The following is a 16,321-nucleotide window of genomic DNA, read 5'->3' as shown; positions in this document are numbered from 1 at the left end:
CGCAGGCTGCGATCTTTTGATCTTTAAACGATCGCAGCCTTCGCCAGCTCCTACAGAGCATCAAACATAAGAGTTGAGCCATGAGCCGCAAACAGCAACTCCTCAAGCGCCATCGGCGCAATAAACGAATTGGCTTGCTGATTGGCTTGCTGGTGCTGATTGTCAGCGGTGTCTGGCTGGCCTGGTGGCTGCCGCCGGTATTGGCGGTGCTGGGCTGGGTGGCCCATGAGGCCTGGTTTGCGGACCATCTGTTCTATTCCCCCCAAGACGACTACCAGTACGCCTTCGACCCGGACGGCGAGTGTCTTGACGTGCGCCTTGAGGGCGAACGCCTGGTGCTCGATCAGCCGTTGAGCGTGACCGGCAATCAAACCCTGATTTTGGCCATTAAGGTCAGCAGCCGCGGGCTTGGGCGTTTTATTGATCCGAGCATTCAATTGCTGGGTGGCGAACAGCCCGATCAGCAAACCTTCGAACGCGGGGTCAACGGGCTGCGCTATTTGAACCTGAGTGAGCACGCTGGCGCATTGGCCCGTGGCGAGTTACGCCTCAAAGGCCGGCACTGCCGCGTGTCTGGCCAGCCCCGGTTGTGGCTGTTCCGCCAAGCCGATTACCGCGAGCAGCGGGTCATGGTCATTGCGCCCCATGCCGACGATGCGGAGCTTGCGGCGTTTGGTCTGTACAGCCAGGCCAAAGAGGCGTGGATCGTCACCCTGACGGCCGGTGAAATTGAAGCCGGGCATTATCAGCAGATGGGCCTTGAGCGCGCCGAAGCCGCGCGCCTCAAGGGTCGCTTGCGGGCATGGGACAGCCTGGCCGTGCCGCGCTGGGCCGGTGTGCCTGAGGCGCATTGCGCACAGTTGGGCTACTTCTGCCTGCAACTGCCGGCCATGCAGGCCGCGCCGGATCAGCCGATGCCGTCCCGCGAGGCTGACATAAGTGACATCCGGCTATTTCGTCAGCTCAATCCGTTTCCGATGCCCGGCGATGGCGATGGCGAACCGACCTGGAATAACCTGCTGGCGGATTTACGTGCCTTGATCCTGCGCGCGCGTCCTGAAGTGATTGTGTTGCCGCATCCCTCGCTCGACCCGCACCCCGACCACATCTGCGCGCAAGCGGCGGTGTTCGAGGCGCTGCAAGGGCTGGAGTGGCAACCGACGACGATTTTGGGCTACGCCAACCATTTGCATGACAATGACCGCTGGCCCATGGGCAACAGCGGTGATGGGGTGGCTCTGCCGCCGGTGTTCGATACGTCGCTCAGCTTGCACCCGTGCAGCCTGCCGCTGACGCTGGCCCAGCAACGCGACAAGGCTATGGCGCTGGGCATGATGCACGACCTGCAACCGCGCGCTGCGCTCAAGCGCCGCGTGCGCCGGTCAATCCAGGCGCTGCTGGCGGGCAGACGGCCATCGCCTTATGGCGAGAATGAATATTTTCGTAAAGCAGTTCGACGGCATGAGCTGTTCTGGCGCCTCAAGGCGTCGCAAGGAAACCCATGAGAGTTCTATTTCTAGTACAGAAAGAGCAGCGGGCCATTCTGGATCGCTTGTATGACGGCATTGCAGCCAATTGCGAGTGCGATACGCGCTGGCTGAGCAGTGACGAGCAGCGCAACTTGCGCAGCTACTTCCGCCGCGAAGTAGACGTGTCGCGTTATGACCGCATTGTGTTTTTCTTGCGTTTTAAACAAGAAATCCGCCAGGTAGGCTTTATCCGTACCGTGCCCAACCTGGTGATCCTTGAGCACGATGCGTATCAGAATTACATCGAGTGCAAATACACCGGTAAATTCAGCGCCCATTACCGCCAACTGCCGTGGGCCCGGGTGATCACCTCGGGTTTTATGGTCACCGAGCGCTTGCGCGAAGAGGGCTTTGACGCCGTATTTGTGCCCAAGGGTTACGATCAGACGCTGTTGCATGACCTGGGCCGTGAGCGCGACATCGAGCTGGCGTTTGTTGGCAGCACCAACAGCGTGGCTTACAGTGGCCGCAAAGCGTTGCTCGACGAGCTGGCCAGCGTCGAGCCGCTGGTGGTGACGCGCACCAAGTCTGGTGATGACTACCGCGACACCCTTAACCGCATCCGCTTTTTTGTCAGCGCGGACGTGGGCATGGGCGAATACATGATCAAAAACTTTGAGGCCATGGCCTGCGGTTGTGTGCTGCTGGCGTTTGATCAGGGTGAAGCCGAAAACCGTGCGTTGGGCTTTGTCGACATGCACAACATTGTTTTTTATCGCGACATTCCAGAGCTGCAAAAAAAACTGCAACAGCTGCGTAATGATCCGCAACTGGCAGCCGATATCGCTCTTCGTGGTCGTGATCTTGCGGTGTCGCAGTACAGCTTCGGTCGAATTGGCCAGCGCATTGTTGAAAAGCTGCAACCGGCACTACGTCCGCATCCACCCTTGTCCTGGGTCGATCGGGTGCGATTGAAACTGGGGATTTGAGACATCCCCCGGTGCCATCGTGGTGATACCCAAGGGACTGAAACTATTTAATGAGAGGAGGCGAACCGTGCGGTTCTGCCAAGAAAGTGACATCACCCTGGTTGTGACAAGCTGCGGCCGTCTTGACTTGCTCAAGCTGACGCTCGAAAGCTTTGACCGGTTCAATACCGCGCCCATTCGTGAAGTCTTTATTACCGAAGACTCCGGTGATGAGGCTGTGCGCGAGGCTATTCCGCCCAATTGGCGTGAGCACTGCACTGTTTTCGTCAACAAACCGAAACTTGGGCAGTTGGCTTCCATCGATCTGGCCTACTCTAAGGTCAGCACACCGTACATTTTTCATTGTGAAGACGATTGGGAGTTTTATCGCCCGGGCTTTGTCGAAGACTCAAGAGCGATTCTGGAGAACAAGCCAGAGATCTTGCAGGTCTGGTTGCGCAGCTACGCACACGACTTGCGGATTCACAGCCCTTACCTGCATTACGGTGAGCGCGAGGTGATTGCAGGCGTCGCGTGTTACCCGGTGCTGTCGGATAAACCCGAATGGCAGAGCTTTTCGCTGAATCCTGGATTACGCCGTTACAAAGAATATTTGTTGTGTGCGCCTTATAGCGGTCATGGTGGCGAAAAAGCGCTGTCCAAGCGCTATGCCGAGCTTAATCTGCAAGCGGTGGCCCTTGAAGCTGACGCGGTGTTGCACACAGGCTTTGGCAACCATGTCGAGGTGCCTGAAGAGCGTCAGCGCAAGCTGCGACGCGGCCGTCGGGAGCGGATCAAGTTGTTCGTTACGTTGTTGGTGGGCGTGCTAATAGGCGTCCTTATCAGTTAGCAGGTACAGGTTTGAATGGTGATGATTGAACGGCGAGGAAGCGTGTGATGAGCATCATTAATGTGATGTGGTCAGGCGGTTCTCCTTATGCGTCTGTACACAAGGTTCACCAGCAAATCCTCTCTCAGGCGGCACCGGGTACATCGGTTAAAACCTGGCTTTTACAGCACTCTGCCCCGGCTTGCCTGCGCGAGCTTGGGCAGGTTGAGGCTTTGAAGTTGTCGTCGCGCTTTTTAAAAGGGCGGGGCATCTGGGCGTTATCGCGCCCTTGGCGTAATTGTTTTTTTCGCAAGGCCCTGCTCAAAAATGACGCCCGGCAGGTGCTGATTGATGGGCTGGGCGTGGCTCGGGTGTTGTTGCCTGCCTTGCGCAAACTGCCGCACGTACGGGCGGTGGTGATGTTTCACGGCTCAACCCGACTGCAATGCAAAGATGTCAGGCTGCTTCGCCAGTTCTCGGGTGAGCAACTGACACTCTGTGCTGTCTCGCAAACCCTCGCAGACTCCATTTCGGCCGATCTCAAGTTGCCGGTGGTCACCCTGAGCAGCATGCTCAACCCGCACACATTCGAGCAGCAATTGTTACCGCGTGACCAGGCGCGCCAGCAACTGGGCATTCCTGCGGGTACTCATCAAGTGTTCGGTGCTGTAGGTCGGCTGGTGGACTCCAAGGGCTTTGACACCCTGCTCAGCGCCTTTGCCAAAACCCTCGTTACCCACCCGGATCGACTGCTGATCATCATCGGCGAAGGCGCCATGCGCACCGAGCTGGAGGCGCAGGTCAAGGCGCTCGGGCTGCAAGGCAAGGTCTTGCTGCCGGGCTACGTTGACAACGTGGCCAGCCTGTATCGGGCATTTGACTGGGTGCTGATACCGTCGCGGGCAGAAGGCCTGGGGCTGGTCGTCCAGGAAGCGGTCATTGCTGGTGTGCCGATACTGGCCAGTGACCTGCCCGTGTTTTACGAGCAATTGGGCGAGGCGGGGAACTACGTGACGGTAGGTGATGAGTCGGCATGGGCACGGGCGATTGAAGCCAGCGACGCGCTGTCGACAACAGAAGTAGCTGCGCGCCAGCACGCAAGCCTTGACCCGGAACATGCCTGGCTGCGCTTCAGGCAGGCATGCACCACGGTGTTGTCAGGCCTTTAAGAAGGCGTCTTTGAGGGCTTGGGCGGGGAATTTATCGCTCAGGCTCTCGCGCTCGATGTAGCGCAAAAAGTGTTGCAGGTTGCGCTGAACCAGCTTTTTGGACAGTGGCGCCCTCACAAAACTCATGTCGGCGACATCAATCAAACCCCACGCGTTGTCGGGGGTCACCACAATGTTGCCCAAATGCAGAGAGCGGAAGTAAATACCGGCCGCGTGCAATCTGCGAATCAGCTCGATAAGCTTCGGCAGATTTTCTGTCCAGTCAAAACCGTTTTTTTCAGCGATCTGACGCAGGGTTTCACCGGGCAGCGGGCGATACAGCACCGCGGTCATGCCGGGTTTATCCAGGCGGTAAAACGCCAGCACCTTGAGCGTGGGGATACCCAGCTTCTCGAGTTGGGCCGCGTTATCGATAAAACGTTTGGAATAGGGACGTAGCAAGGCGGACGACAGAAGACGCTTGCGACGAAACAGTTTCACTATGTTCCCGTCTTGCAGCAGGTAGACTTTTGCACCATAACTGTCCGCCTCAAGAATTTTGGCGCCTTCAATCATTTGATTTAAAGCGGCTTGTGGAAGCCGTGAACATTGCATCGTAGAACCCTTGCGAGCAGTCAGACACGCAATGATGCCGAAAAAGTGGCGCTTTAACCATGCCAGGTTGGCCGGGTAGATGATTTAGGAGCGGGAAGATGTACGAAAGTCGTTGGGCTCAGACCCTCATGACCTGCGGCGTGCTGTGGTTCATGTTGGCCATTGCATTTGCCCCCACGAACAAAATCTATCAACAGGGCCTGGTGGTGTTTGTCTGGCTGCCGACACTGCTGGTGGCCTGGTCTGCACGCCCGGTGTTGGCGCAGGTCTGGCACGCGCAAAGAGCGCTGTGCCTGGCACTGATCGGTTTGGCCGCCTGGGCCACGCTCAGCTTGAGCTGGAGTGGCCAGCCCCTGAGCCAGGCCAAGCAATTGCTCTACATCGCCTTGTTTGTGATGTCATGGCCGATTCTGGCCAATGGCCGCCCTGAACGTGTTGTACGCCTGCTGCAATGGGGCGGGCTGGGGCTGGCAGTCATGGCAGCAGCGGCCATGGTGCGTTTCTATTTTATTGACGCTCGGCCCTTGATGGACCGCCTGGAAGGTCTGGGCGAGCTGGCTCACCCTATTTTGGGCGCTTATGCAGTGGGGATCGCCGGTGTCTGGATGTTGCACTGGATGCCGCGCGAGCGTGGGATGCAAGCCCTGTGGTGGGTCGCACTGGCGTTGTTGGGCGCCTTTGTGGTGTTTACCCAGAGCCGCGGCGCGGCAGTGGCGCTATTGGTTACGGTGCTGGCCATGCCGATCTGGCGGTGCAACCGTCAGACCGTGGTCATCTCGGTGGCCGGGCTGATTGGCGCCGGGATCGTGTTTTGGTGCATGCAGGCGCAGATGATGTCGCGTGGCTCGTCCTATCGGCCCGAGCTGTTTATGTCCAGCGTGCAGATGATCAAGGCGCACCCATGGCTCGGCCTTGGCCTTGAGGCGCCGTTTGGTGTGCCGGCGCTGGGAATCATGTTTGATCATTCGCACAACCTGTTCACCAGTGTGGCGATCAGTTTGGGCTTGCCGGGTTTGCTGCTGTGGAGCATCGCCTGGTTTTCGGTAGTGGTATATGGCTGGCGCGCTCGCGCGACTTTGCTGGGCCAGGGATTGGTGGGCATGTGGGTGTTTTCGACAATGGCCATGCAGTTTGACGCGGCCAGTTTGCTTGATACCCCGCGTGCCGAATGGTTTATCACCTGGCTGCCCATTGCCGTGGCGACTCTTTTGTCGTTCAAGACGGCGCAGGGTGAAGCCTGTGATAAAATTTCGCGTTTTCCTTAATCAGTGAGCTCTACGATGAGTGATTCACCGTCCGAAGAAGGACAGAGTTCAAGCCTGAAAATCTACTTCCGGCTCTTGAGTTATGTGAAGCCCTACATCGGCCTTTTCCTGCTGAGTATCGTTGGCTTCCTTATCTTCGCTTCGACTCAACCCATGCTGGGTTACATCCTCAAGTATTTCGTTGACGGCTTGTCCAACCCGGATGCCGTGCTGTTTCCGAACGTGCCTTACCTGCGTGATATGCGCCTGCTGCAGACCGTGCCGCTGTTGATCGTATTGATCGCGGCCTGGCAAGGGCTGGGGTCTTTCCTGGGTAACTACTTCCTGGCCAAGGTTTCGCTGGGCTTGGTTCACGACCTGCGGGTGCAGCTGTTCAACAACCTGCTGGTGCTGCCTAACCGCTATTTCGACAAGCACAACTCGGGGCATTTGATCTCGCGCATCACCTTCAACGTCACCATGGTCACCGGTGCTGCCACCGATGCAATCAAGGTGGTGATTCGTGAAGGCATGACCGTGGTGTTCCTGTTTGCGTCGTTGCTGTGGATGAACTGGCGCCTGACGCTGGTGATGGTGGCGATCCTGCCGCTGATTGCGGTCATGGTGAGTTCGGCCAGCAAAAAATTCCGCAAGCAAAGCAAGAAAATCCAGGTGGCGATGGGCGACGTGACCCACGTGGCGTCCGAAACCATCCAGGGCTACCGTGTGGTTCGCAGCTTTGGCGGCGAAAAATACGAGCGCGAGCGTTTCCTCAAGGCCAGCCAGAGCAACACCGACAAACAACTGCGCATGACCCGCACCGGGGCGATCTACACCCCGATGCTGCAATTGGTCATCTACATCGCCATGGGCATTTTGATGTTCCTGGTGCTGTACATGCGCGGCGATGCCTCGGCGGGCGACATGATCGCTTACATCACCCTGGCCGGCCTGCTGCCCAAGCCGATCCGTCAGTTGTCTGAAGTCAGCTCGACCATCCAGAAGGGTGTTGCCGGTGCTGAAAGCATCTTTGAGCAACTGGACGAAAAACCGGAAGTCGACACCGGCACCGTTGAGCTGGACCACGTGAGTGGCCGTCTTGAGGTGCGCAACCTCAACTTCACCTACCCCGACACTGAGCGCCAGGTGCTTAAAGACGTGTCGTTCACGGCTGAGCCGGGGCAGATGGTGGCACTGGTCGGGCGTTCGGGCAGCGGCAAGTCAACGCTGGCCAACCTGATCCCGCGTTTCTATCACCACACCTCGGGCGAGATCCTGCTCGATGGCGTTGAGGTCGAAGACTATCGCTTGCTCAACCTGCGCCGTCATATCGCGCAAGTGACCCAGAACGTGACCCTGTTCAGCGATACCGTGGCCAATAACATTGCCTACGGCGACCTGGCCGGTGCGCCACGGGCCGACATCGAGAAGGCCGCGCGTGATGCCTACGCGATGGACTTTATCGAGCAGTTGCCCAAAGGTCTGGACACGCCGGTGGGTGAGAACGGCGTGCTGTTGTCGGGTGGTCAGCGTCAGCGTCTGGCAATTGCCCGCGCCTTGCTCAAAAATTCGCCATTGTTGATCCTCGATGAGGCCACCTCAGCACTTGATACCGAGTCTGAGCGCCACATTCAGGCGGCACTGGACCACGTGATGCAAGGGCGTACCACGCTGGTGATTGCGCACCGTCTTTCGACCATCGAAAAAGCTGACCTGATCCTGGTGATGGATCAGGGCCAGATCGTCGAGCGCGGTACTCACGGCGAGTTGTTGGCGCAGAACGGCTATTACGCCCGTCTGCACTCGATGGGCCTGGATGCGCCGCTGGCGTCTGGCGACATCACCTGAACACCGACGGGGGCAGGTACGCCTGCTCCCGTCGGCGCAGTTTTCCCTGCGATTAACACCGTGAACTGACCTGCGTTCACCCTGTGTTAATATCGCGCCCCTGTTCATTTTGTATGTGGGTCCTCCATGAAGTTGTCCATGCCGCGATTCGATCAAGCCCCTGTCTTGGTGGTAGGCGATGTCATGCTCGACCGTTACTGGCATGGCGGAACCTCACGGATTTCCCCTGAGGCGCCCGTGCCGGTGGTCAAGGTCGAGCAAATTGAAGACCGTCCGGGTGGTGCTGCCAACGTTGCCTTGAACATTGCTGCCTTGGGCGCACCGGCCTCGCTGGTCGGCGTGACCGGCAACGATGAAGCTGCCGACAGCCTGGCCAACAGCCTTGAAGGCGCAGGCGTTCGCGCCTTGTTCCAGCGCATTGAGCACCAGCCGACCATCGTTAAATTGCGGGTCATGAGCCGTCACCAGCAACTGCTGCGTATCGACTTTGAAGAACCGTTTGCGACTGACGCCCTGGCGTTGGGCGCTGAAGTCGAGCGCCTGCTCGACGGTATTAAAGTGCTGGTGCTGTCTGACTACGGCAAAGGCGCATTGAAAAACCACCAGGTACTCATCCAGGCCGCCCGTGCCCGTGGCATTCCGGTGCTGGCTGATCCTAAAGGCAAAGACTTCTCGATTTATCGGGGGGCGAGCCTGATCACGCCGAACCTCAGCGAGTTCGAAACCATCGTCGGTGGTTGCATCGACGAGGCCGATCTGGTGGCCAAAGGCGCCAAGCTGATGGCCGATCTGGAGCTGGGTGCCTTGCTGGTCACCCGTGGCGAGCACGGCATGACCTTGTTGCGTCCGGGCTTTGCCGCCATGCACTTGCCGGCACGCGCCCGTGAAGTGTTTGACGTGACCGGTGCCGGTGACACGGTTATCTCGACCCTGGCGGCTGCCATTGCTGCTGGTGAAGAGCTGCCCCACGCCGTGGCCCTGGCCAATCTGGCGGCGGGTATTGTGGTGGGCAAGCTGGGTACGGCGGCCATCAGCGCCCCGGAACTGCGTCGCGCCATCCAGCGTTCGGAAGGCTCCGAGCGTGGCGTGCTGAGCCTCGAGCAACTGCTGCTGGCCATCGACGATGCGCGGGCGCACAACGAGAAAATCGTTTTCACCAATGGGTGCTTCGACATCCTGCACGCCGGGCATGTGACCTATCTGGAGCAGGCGCGGGCGCAAGGTGATCGTTTGATCGTTGCCGTAAACGACGACGCCTCCGTGAGCCGCCTCAAAGGCCCGGGTCGCCCGATCAACAGCGTTGACCGGCGCATGGCGGTACTGGCGGGTCTGGGCGCGGTGGACTGGGTGATCAGCTTCCCTGAAGGCACCCCGGAAAACCTGCTGGCCCAGGTCAAGCCGGATGTACTGGTTAAAGGCGGCGATTACGGGATCGACCAAGTGGTCGGTGCTGACATCGTGAGCGCGTACGGCGGGACAGTGAAAGTGCTGGGGCTGGTAGAAAACAGCTCGACCACGGCCATCGTCGAGAAAATTCGCGGCCAGTAAAGGCATTGCCCTCACCCCAACCCTCTCCCGGAGGGAGAGGGAGCTCTATCGAGGTGTTTTCAGTTTCAGCGTTTCACTGACAGGGCGCAGCATTTCTTAAGCATCCCCCAATCGGTTCCCTCTCCCTCCGGGAGAGGGCTAGGGTGAGGGTGCTTTTGATTCAGGCTTTTTTTACGACCTTCCTGAACATCTGCCGCGCCTTGCCCGTCAGGCGTTTGAGCCGCGACTCTTTGTCAGGTGCGCTCAAACCTTGCTGCTTGAGCCAGTCTTTCCAGCGAATGCGTTCTTCGCTCACCACCCAGCCCTCTTGCGGCGCAAAACTCTCCGCCAGGTACACGCCTCGGGTGCTGGCCGGTTTCAGTTGATCCTTGTGCAAGGTGTACAGCTCGGCGCACGGCTGGCCGTCGGTCAGCGGCATCAGGTACAGGTCCGGGCGCTTGCGGTTGAGGCGGGCGACCAGTTGGTCCCCCTCCAGGCGCTCATCAACATGAAACAGGCTCAGTGACTTGGCTTCTTTGGGCACTTCAAGGCGCAGGTCGTAAATCAGTTGCAAGGAGGCGGTGGGCAGGTGCACATAGGCCCGCGGGCGCTCAAGCAACGGCTGGTTGGCGCAGCGCACCGGGCGCGCCGCACCAGAAAACGGCGCCAGGCGAAACGACAGCGCTTCACGGTAATGCAGCGCGCTGGCGTAGGGCGCTGGCAGCCAGATGTCGTTGAAACGCCCGCTGAGCCAGCCTTCTGGGGTCTCCAGCAGGCACTCTTCGGCCACTTCCTGAACCGCCGTGTGCAAGGGCAAGTTGACCTCGTGGGCCGGTACGTAGCCGGAGATCAGCTTGAGCACCACGTCACCCCGGTCCTGACGGCGCTGGCGCACCAGCACCCAGTAATCGCGGCCCTGCCAATGCAGCGTCAAACGCACTGATACGCCGAGGTTGGCCAGCTCCAGCGCGAAGCGCTCGGTGTCGGCAACGCTGACCGGGCGGCGCTTGCTCAGGGTTTGCGCGAAGTTAAGCGGCATGCCGACACTTTGGTAACTCAAGCCCTCTGCCGTGGCTTCGACAAGCAACGGCAGGGTTTTGAAGTCGCTGGGGTTCTTGCGGATGAGCATTCGCGGCATGTCGGCTCCTTCTTGCGTCGGGGTCGGCCGAATCGGCGGCTTTAGGCGTTACGCAGAACCTGCGCAACCATTGCCACGTTATGGGCCAAGTGCAGCGGATTGATAGTGCCGACAATAGCACTGGCAACCCCGTGATGGCCAAACACCAGTTCGAAGCTGGCGCGCACCGGGTCGATGCCGGGTTTGAGGCACACATGGCCGCTGGCCAGGGCCTTTTTCACCAGAATGGCTTTGCCATGGGCAGCGGCGTAGTCGATTACCGGCTTCTCGGCTTGCTCATTGAGGTTGTAGGTGACCATGGCGCAGTCGCCGTTTTCCAGGGCCTTGAGGCCGCCTTTGACCGTTTTGCCAGAAAAGCCGAAACCACGAATCTTGCCCTCTTGCTTCAGCTCGGCGAGGGTGGCGTACACCTTGCTGTCGTTGAGGATCGCGAGGTCGTTGCCGTCCGAGTGCACCAGCACCAGGTCGATAAAATCCGTTTTCAGACGTTGCAGGCTACGTTCTACCGAGCGGCGGGTGTGTTTGGCGCTGAAGTCGTGGCGCGACTCACCGTTGTCGAACTCTTCGCCGACCTTGCTGACAATCACCCAGTCCTGGCGCTGGCCGCGCAGCAGCGGGCCCAAGCGTTCTTCACTGCGCCCATAGGCGGGCGCGGTGTCGATCAGGTTGATACCCAGGTCGCGGCTCAGCTTGAGCAGCATCTTGGCTTCATGGTCATCCGGGATCTGAAAACCGTTGGGGTACTTCACCCCTTGGTCGCGGCCCAGCTTGACGGTGCCCAGGCCCAGCGGCGACACGTGCAGGCCGGTGCTGCCCAGCGGGCGCAGAAAATCGTGCAGGGTCGCCTGGCTCATGGCAGCAGTTGCTCCCAAGCGGTTTTGCCCAGTGGCGGGCGAGGGAAGTCCGGCAGCGCAGGCACATTGCCGGGTTTGATCCCGTCTTGCTCAAGCGCGTGGATGACCCGGTCCGAGAAGTCCGGCGCCAGCGCCAGCTTGGTCGGCCAGCCCACCAGCAAACGGCCCGTATCGGCGAGGAAGGCGTTATCCGGGCGTACCAGACCGGACTGCGCCGGTTCAGCGCGGTCGACCCGCAGGGTGGCCCATTGCGCCTGGCTCAGATCGACCCATGGCAGCAGGCTTGTCAGCTCTTTTTTGGCGGCGGCGATTTGTTCGTCCGGGGTGCGGGCCACGCCCTCGGCCTCGGCAATGTCACCGCCCACATACCAGACCCATTCGCCGTTGGCGGCCGGGTGAGTGGTCACGGTGATGCGCGGCTTGGGGCCACCGCCCAGGCAATGGGCATACAGCGGTTTAAGGCTCGGGCCTTTGACCATCACCATGTGCAGGGGACGCAGTTGCTGGGCAGGGACGTTGATTTCAAGGCTGGCCAGTAGCTCGGCATTGCCTTGCCCGGCGCTGAGCACGATGCGTTGTGCGAGGATATCCAGGCCGTCGACCCGCAGGCCGATCAGGCGCTCATTCTCAAACAGCGGCTCGACCTTTTGCCCTGCCAGCAGGCTGTCACCGGCCAGTTCGGCCAGGCGCTCGACCAGGCTGGGCACATCCACCACCAACTCGGCCAAGCGGTACACCTTGCCCTTGAAGCGCGGGTTTTGCAGGGCAGGCGGCAATTGATCGCCCTTGACCTGATCGACCCGGCCGCGCACGGCCTTGCTCGCAAAAAAGCTGGTCAGGTTGCCTGCCAGCGTGCCGGGGGACCACAGGTAATGGGCTTCGGAGAGCAGGCGCACGCCGCTAAAGTCCAGCTCGCCGTCACCGGCAAGGGCCTCGCGCCAGCGGCGCGGCATATCGGCAATGGCTTCGGAAGCGCCGGTCAGCGCGCCGTGCAGCGCATATTTGGCGCCGCCGTGAATAATGCCCTGAGACTTCAGGGTCTGTGCGCCACCCAGCGAATGGTTTTCAACCAGCACCGTGGAAAAACCCTGACGACGCAGGCGGGCATTGAGCCAGAGGCCAGCGACGCCAGCGCCGACAATCAGCACGTCGGTGGAAATTACAGATGCCATGGGCGACCTCAGCGTTGAAAGACAAGGCTGGGAGTATACAGCCTGATCCCGACTCTGCCTTTGAGGTGCCCAGAAAAGAGGGGCTACAGTGGCAAAGCTTTAATGCCCTGCCGTTTTGGAAAACAGTTGAATCACCACCACGCCCAGCACAATCAGGCCCATGCCGAGCATGGCCGGCAGGTCGAGTTTTTGCCCGTAGATAAACAAGGCGGCAACGCTCACCATCACAATGCCCATGCCCGCCCACACGGCATAAGCAACGCCCACGGGGATGGTGCGCACCACCAGGGTCAACATCCAGAACGCGGTGGCGTAGCCCACAATCACCAAAATGAGTGGCAATGGCGTACTGAACCCTTTGACCGCTTTCATCGAAACAGTGGCAATGACTTCAGCGCAGATAGCGATAGCCAGGTAGTAGTAAGCGGTCATGGTGCAATCCTGAGTGTGTGGCGAAGCAATTTAACAGCACGGCATTCTAGTGGTTGTAAAAGTGTGTAGGGGGCTTTTTGTCGCGCCTTGAAATGGGCGTGTTCGGTGCCATCATCGTGGAGGTCGTTTTCAAGTAAACTCCGGGCCCATGAATAGAACTCTCTACACCTTGCTGTTTCATCTGGGGCTGCCGCTGGTGGCGATTCGCTTATGGCTGCGGGCACGCAAGGCCCCGGCGTATGCCAAGCGCATTGGCGAGCGTTTCGCGCTGAATATGCCCGCCATGCAGCCGGGCGGGATCTGGGTACACGCCGTGTCCGTGGGCGAGAGTATTGCCGCCGCCCCGATGATCCGGGCGTTGCTGCAACGTTATCCACAGTTGCCGATTACCGTGACCTGCATGACCCCGACCGGATCGGAGCGCATTCAAGCCCTGTTCGCCGACGAACCGCGCATCCAGCACTGTTATTTGCCTTACGACCTGCCATGGGCCGCCGCACGTTTTCTGGATCGGGTGCAGCCCACACTGGCGGTGATCATGGAAACCGAGCTGTGGCCTAACCATATCCACCAATGCGCCAAGCGCGGCATCCCGGTGGCGCTGGCCAATGCGCGCCTCTCGGCCCGTTCGGCCAAAGGCTATGCGCGGTTTGCCAAGCTCACCCGGCCAATGCTCGAAGAGATGAGCCTGATTGCCGCGCAGACCGAAACCGAAGCCGAGCGTTTCCGCCAGTTGGGCGCCCGCCCCGAGTGCGTGCAAGTGACCGGCTCGATCAAATTCGACCTGACGATTGACCCCCAGTTGCTGATCAAGGCCCGTGAGCTGCGCGAGCAATGGCAGGCGTTGGAGCGCCCGGTGTGGATCGCCGCCAGCACCCATGAAGGTGAAGACGCCATCGTGTTGGCGGCGCATCGGCAGTTGCTCGCCAGCTACCCGAACGCCTTGTTGATCCTGGTGCCGCGCCACCCGGAGCGCTTTAACTCGGTGTTCGCGTTGTGCCAAAGCGAAGGGTTCGACACGGTACGGCGCTCGGCCGCAACGCCGGTTAGCGCGCAAACACAGGTGCTGTTGGGCGACACCATGGGCGAGCTGCTGTTTTTGTACGCCCTGGCCGACAGCGCGTTTGTGGGCGGCAGCCTGGTGGCTAATGGCGGGCACAACCTGCTGGAGCCAGCGGCGCTGTCCAAGCCGGTGCTGAGCGGGCCGCACCTGTTCAACTTCCTCGAAATCGCCGCGCTGTTGCGTGACGCCGGGGCGCTGGAAGAAGTGGACGATGCGCAAGCCTTGGCAGTGGCGGTACGGCGCTTGTTTGAACTGCCGCAAGACGCCCGGCACATGGGCCAGGCCGGTTTGAACGTGATGCTCGCCAACCAGGGCGCCTTGCAGCGCTTGCTGGACGGGTTGGGTCGATTACTAAGTCGATGACGCCCTGTAGGAGCGAGCTTGTCTCGCGATCTTTTGATCTTTAAAAGATCGCGAGACAAGCTCGCTCCTACAGAGGGTTACTGACCGGCGTTACGAATGTTGGCAGCCGCTTCCTGGGCCAGGTCTGGCGGCAGGAAGTCTTTGTCCGGGTTGTAATCGGCTTTCAGGTAACGCGACAATGCATCCAGATCGCCCGGGTTCAGCGTGCCCGCCGCCTGTTTAAGGCGCAGGTTGTCGAGGATGTAGTCGTAGCGGCTGTTGTTGTAGTCGCGCACCGAGTTGTACAGCTGGCGCTGGGCGTCGAGCACGTCAACGATGTTGCGTGTACCCACCTGATAACCGATTTCCGTGGCTTCCAGGGCGCTTTGGTTCGAGATGATCGACTGTTTGCGCGCTTTTACCTGCTCGACATCGGTATTCACCGCGCGGTGCAGGTTGCGGGTGTTTTCCACCACCTGGCGGCGCAGTTGCTCACGCTGCTGCTCGGTCTGGTCCAGGCGAGAGTACGACTCGCGCACTTGCGAGCTGGTCAGGCCGCCGCTGTAAATCGGGATGTTCAACTGAATGCCGATGCTGGTCTGGTTGACCGGGCCGCCATAGCGCTGGCTCAGGCTGTTGGGGTTGGTCAGGCCGAACGCATCGTTATCACCGGTCTTGTATTGCGCCACGGCGTCCACGGTCGGCGCGTGGCCAGCCTTGCGCTGCTTAAGGGTGTCTTGCGCGGCGTCTACCGCGTAGTTACTGGCCAGCAAGTTGAGGTTCTGCTGCGCGGCGGTGTCTACCCAGGCTTTGGCGTCGTTTGGCGTGGGCGGCAAAATCGGCAGGCTGTGGCGCATGCCTTCAATGGCGTTGTACTGGCGGTTGGTCAGCGTGACCAGCGCTTCAAAGGCGTCTTCGACCTGGCGCTTGGCGAGCATGCGATTAGCACGGGCGGTGTCGTAGCTGGCCTGGGATTGCAGCACGTCGGTCTTGTCTGACAGGCCCACATCAAAACGCTCGCGGGACTGGTCTAATTGACGCTTGAACGCGGCTTCTTCGGCCTTGGTCGCGGCCAGAGTGTCTTGGGCACGCAACACCGAGAAGTAAGCATTGGCGCTTTGCAGAATCAGGTTTTGCTCAGTGGCCGAGAGTTGCAGCGCGGCCTGTTCATTGATCGACTCAGCGGCCTTGAGCTGGAACCAGCGGTCAATGCGAAACAGCGGCTGGGCCAGTGTGGCCTGGTAAACCATCAAGCTGCGGTTGGTGGTCATCGACGGCCTGTCGATGGAGGTGCGCACGCTGCTCGACTCGGCGCCGCCCGATAAATTAGGCAGCAAACCGGCGCGGGCCTGGGGGACGACTTCCTTTTGTGCCGAGTAGCTGGCGCGAGCTGCCGCGAGATCGGCGTTATTGTCGACAGCTTCCTGGTAAACGCTGACCAGACCGTTTTGGTTGGACACAGGCGCGGGTGAATCCACAGCCATAGCGTTGGTCGCCCAAGACACGGCGATAGCCAGCGAGAGTTTGCGCAGCATGAGCGATCCCTAGTTCAATAATGCGAGATTGATTATCGAGGCCGTGTTTTGGCACTCGGAGTTTCAAGACGTAGCGAGTGTAGTAGCCGTGACACCTTGCAACAATGCCGTTGTTGTCTCTTTCGTCATGCTGTTTA

General features: G+C 59.9%; 14 protein-coding genes. 8 read left to right on the top strand and 6 right to left on the bottom strand.

The features are described 5' to 3' along the window. The first annotated feature begins 80 nt into the window (after positions 1–80). The 4 genes from ACJJU9_RS22830 to ACJJU9_RS22815 all read left to right on the top strand — a co-directional run bounded on the left by ACJJU9_RS22830 (position 81) and on the right by ACJJU9_RS22815 (position 4,435). Positions 81–1,505 carry a PIG-L deacetylase family protein gene (locus ACJJU9_RS22830; RefSeq protein ID WP_407729590.1) on the top strand — a complete coding sequence of 475 codons (1,425 nt, stop codon included), beginning with the start codon at positions 81–83 and terminating at the stop codon, positions 1,503–1,505. Next, positions 1,502–2,458: a glycosyltransferase gene (locus ACJJU9_RS22825; RefSeq protein WP_407729589.1), complete on the top strand. Its 957-nt coding sequence runs from the start codon at positions 1,502–1,504 to the stop codon at positions 2,456–2,458. The genes ACJJU9_RS22830 and ACJJU9_RS22825 overlap by 4 nt, the downstream gene beginning before the upstream one ends. A gap of 67 nt (positions 2,459–2,525) precedes the next feature. Continuing rightward, complete coding sequence (locus ACJJU9_RS22820; RefSeq protein ID WP_048366639.1) at positions 2,526–3,287, top strand: glycosyltransferase family 2 protein; 762 nt, start codon at positions 2,526–2,528, stop codon at positions 3,285–3,287. 47 nt (positions 3,288–3,334) lie between these two features. After that, on the top strand, positions 3,335–4,435 hold the full coding sequence (locus ACJJU9_RS22815; RefSeq protein WP_407729588.1) for a glycosyltransferase: 1,101 nt from the start codon (positions 3,335–3,337) through the stop codon (positions 4,433–4,435). Here ACJJU9_RS22815 and ACJJU9_RS22810 read toward each other — a convergent pair. Continuing rightward, on the bottom strand, positions 4,424–5,029 hold the full coding sequence (locus tag ACJJU9_RS22810) for a lipopolysaccharide kinase InaA family protein (protein WP_048385209.1): 606 nt from the start codon (positions 5,027–5,029) through the stop codon (positions 4,424–4,426). The two genes, ACJJU9_RS22815 and ACJJU9_RS22810, sit on opposite strands and share 12 nt — an antisense overlap. Positions 5,030–5,127: 98 nt before the next feature. On the opposite strand from ACJJU9_RS22810, the gene ACJJU9_RS22805 reads away from it, so the two are divergent. The 3 genes from ACJJU9_RS22805 to hldE all read left to right on the top strand — a co-directional run bounded on the left by ACJJU9_RS22805 (position 5,128) and on the right by hldE (position 9,669). Continuing rightward, positions 5,128–6,294, top strand: coding sequence for an O-antigen ligase (locus ACJJU9_RS22805; protein WP_048385211.1), 1,167 nt, complete (start codon positions 5,128–5,130; stop codon positions 6,292–6,294). A 15-nt stretch (positions 6,295–6,309) separates the two neighbouring features. Further along, positions 6,310–8,121 carry a lipid A export permease/ATP-binding protein MsbA gene (gene msbA / locus ACJJU9_RS22800; RefSeq protein ID WP_153328402.1) on the top strand — a complete coding sequence of 604 codons (1,812 nt, stop codon included), beginning with the start codon at positions 6,310–6,312 and terminating at the stop codon, positions 8,119–8,121. A gap of 126 nt (positions 8,122–8,247) precedes the next feature. Next, positions 8,248–9,669, top strand: a complete 1,422-nt coding sequence (gene hldE / locus ACJJU9_RS22795) for a bifunctional D-glycero-beta-D-manno-heptose-7-phosphate kinase/D-glycero-beta-D-manno-heptose 1-phosphate adenylyltransferase HldE (RefSeq protein WP_048366634.1) — start codon at positions 8,248–8,250, stop codon at positions 9,667–9,669. A 160-nt stretch (positions 9,670–9,829) separates the two neighbouring features. Here hldE and ACJJU9_RS22790 read toward each other — a convergent pair whose 3' ends face one another. The 4 genes from ACJJU9_RS22790 to ACJJU9_RS22775 form a co-directional block, all read right to left on the bottom strand. Beyond that, a complete protein-coding gene (locus tag ACJJU9_RS22790) occupies positions 9,830–10,786 on the bottom strand; it encodes a metal ABC transporter ATPase (protein ID WP_273222361.1) in 957 nt (318 codons plus the stop codon). A gap of 41 nt (positions 10,787–10,827) precedes the next feature. Beyond that, entirely contained in the window at positions 10,828–11,640 is an 813-nt protein-coding gene (locus tag ACJJU9_RS22785) for an aldo/keto reductase (RefSeq protein ID WP_407729587.1), read from the bottom strand. Next, a complete protein-coding gene (locus tag ACJJU9_RS22780) occupies positions 11,637–12,812 on the bottom strand; it encodes an NAD(P)/FAD-dependent oxidoreductase (RefSeq protein WP_407729586.1) in 1,176 nt (391 codons plus the stop codon). Before ACJJU9_RS22780 ends, ACJJU9_RS22785 begins: the two co-directional genes overlap by 4 nt. A gap of 99 nt (positions 12,813–12,911) precedes the next feature. Then, positions 12,912–13,244: a multidrug efflux SMR transporter gene (locus tag ACJJU9_RS22775; RefSeq protein WP_048366630.1), complete on the bottom strand. Its 333-nt coding sequence runs from the start codon at positions 13,242–13,244 to the stop codon at positions 12,912–12,914. A 148-nt stretch (positions 13,245–13,392) separates the two neighbouring features. Between ACJJU9_RS22775 and waaA the strand changes: the two genes are divergently transcribed. Next, positions 13,393–14,670, top strand: a complete 1,278-nt coding sequence (waaA, locus tag ACJJU9_RS22770) for a lipid IV(A) 3-deoxy-D-manno-octulosonic acid transferase (protein ID WP_407729585.1) — start codon at positions 13,393–13,395, stop codon at positions 14,668–14,670. A 77-nt stretch (positions 14,671–14,747) separates the two neighbouring features. On the opposite strand, the gene ACJJU9_RS22765 is transcribed toward waaA, so the two are convergent. Continuing rightward, positions 14,748–16,184, bottom strand: coding sequence for a TolC family outer membrane protein (locus ACJJU9_RS22765; RefSeq protein WP_407729584.1), 1,437 nt, complete (start codon positions 16,182–16,184; stop codon positions 14,748–14,750). Between the last annotated feature and the right edge of the window lie 137 nt (positions 16,185–16,321).

Origin of the sequence: Pseudomonas helleri (genome assembly GCF_045830615.1) — a bacterium.
Lineage (GTDB): Bacteria > Pseudomonadota > Gammaproteobacteria > Pseudomonadales > Pseudomonadaceae > Aquipseudomonas > Aquipseudomonas helleri.
Note: the sequence above shows the minus strand (reverse complement) of the source record. Positions and strands in the feature narration are given on the sequence as shown.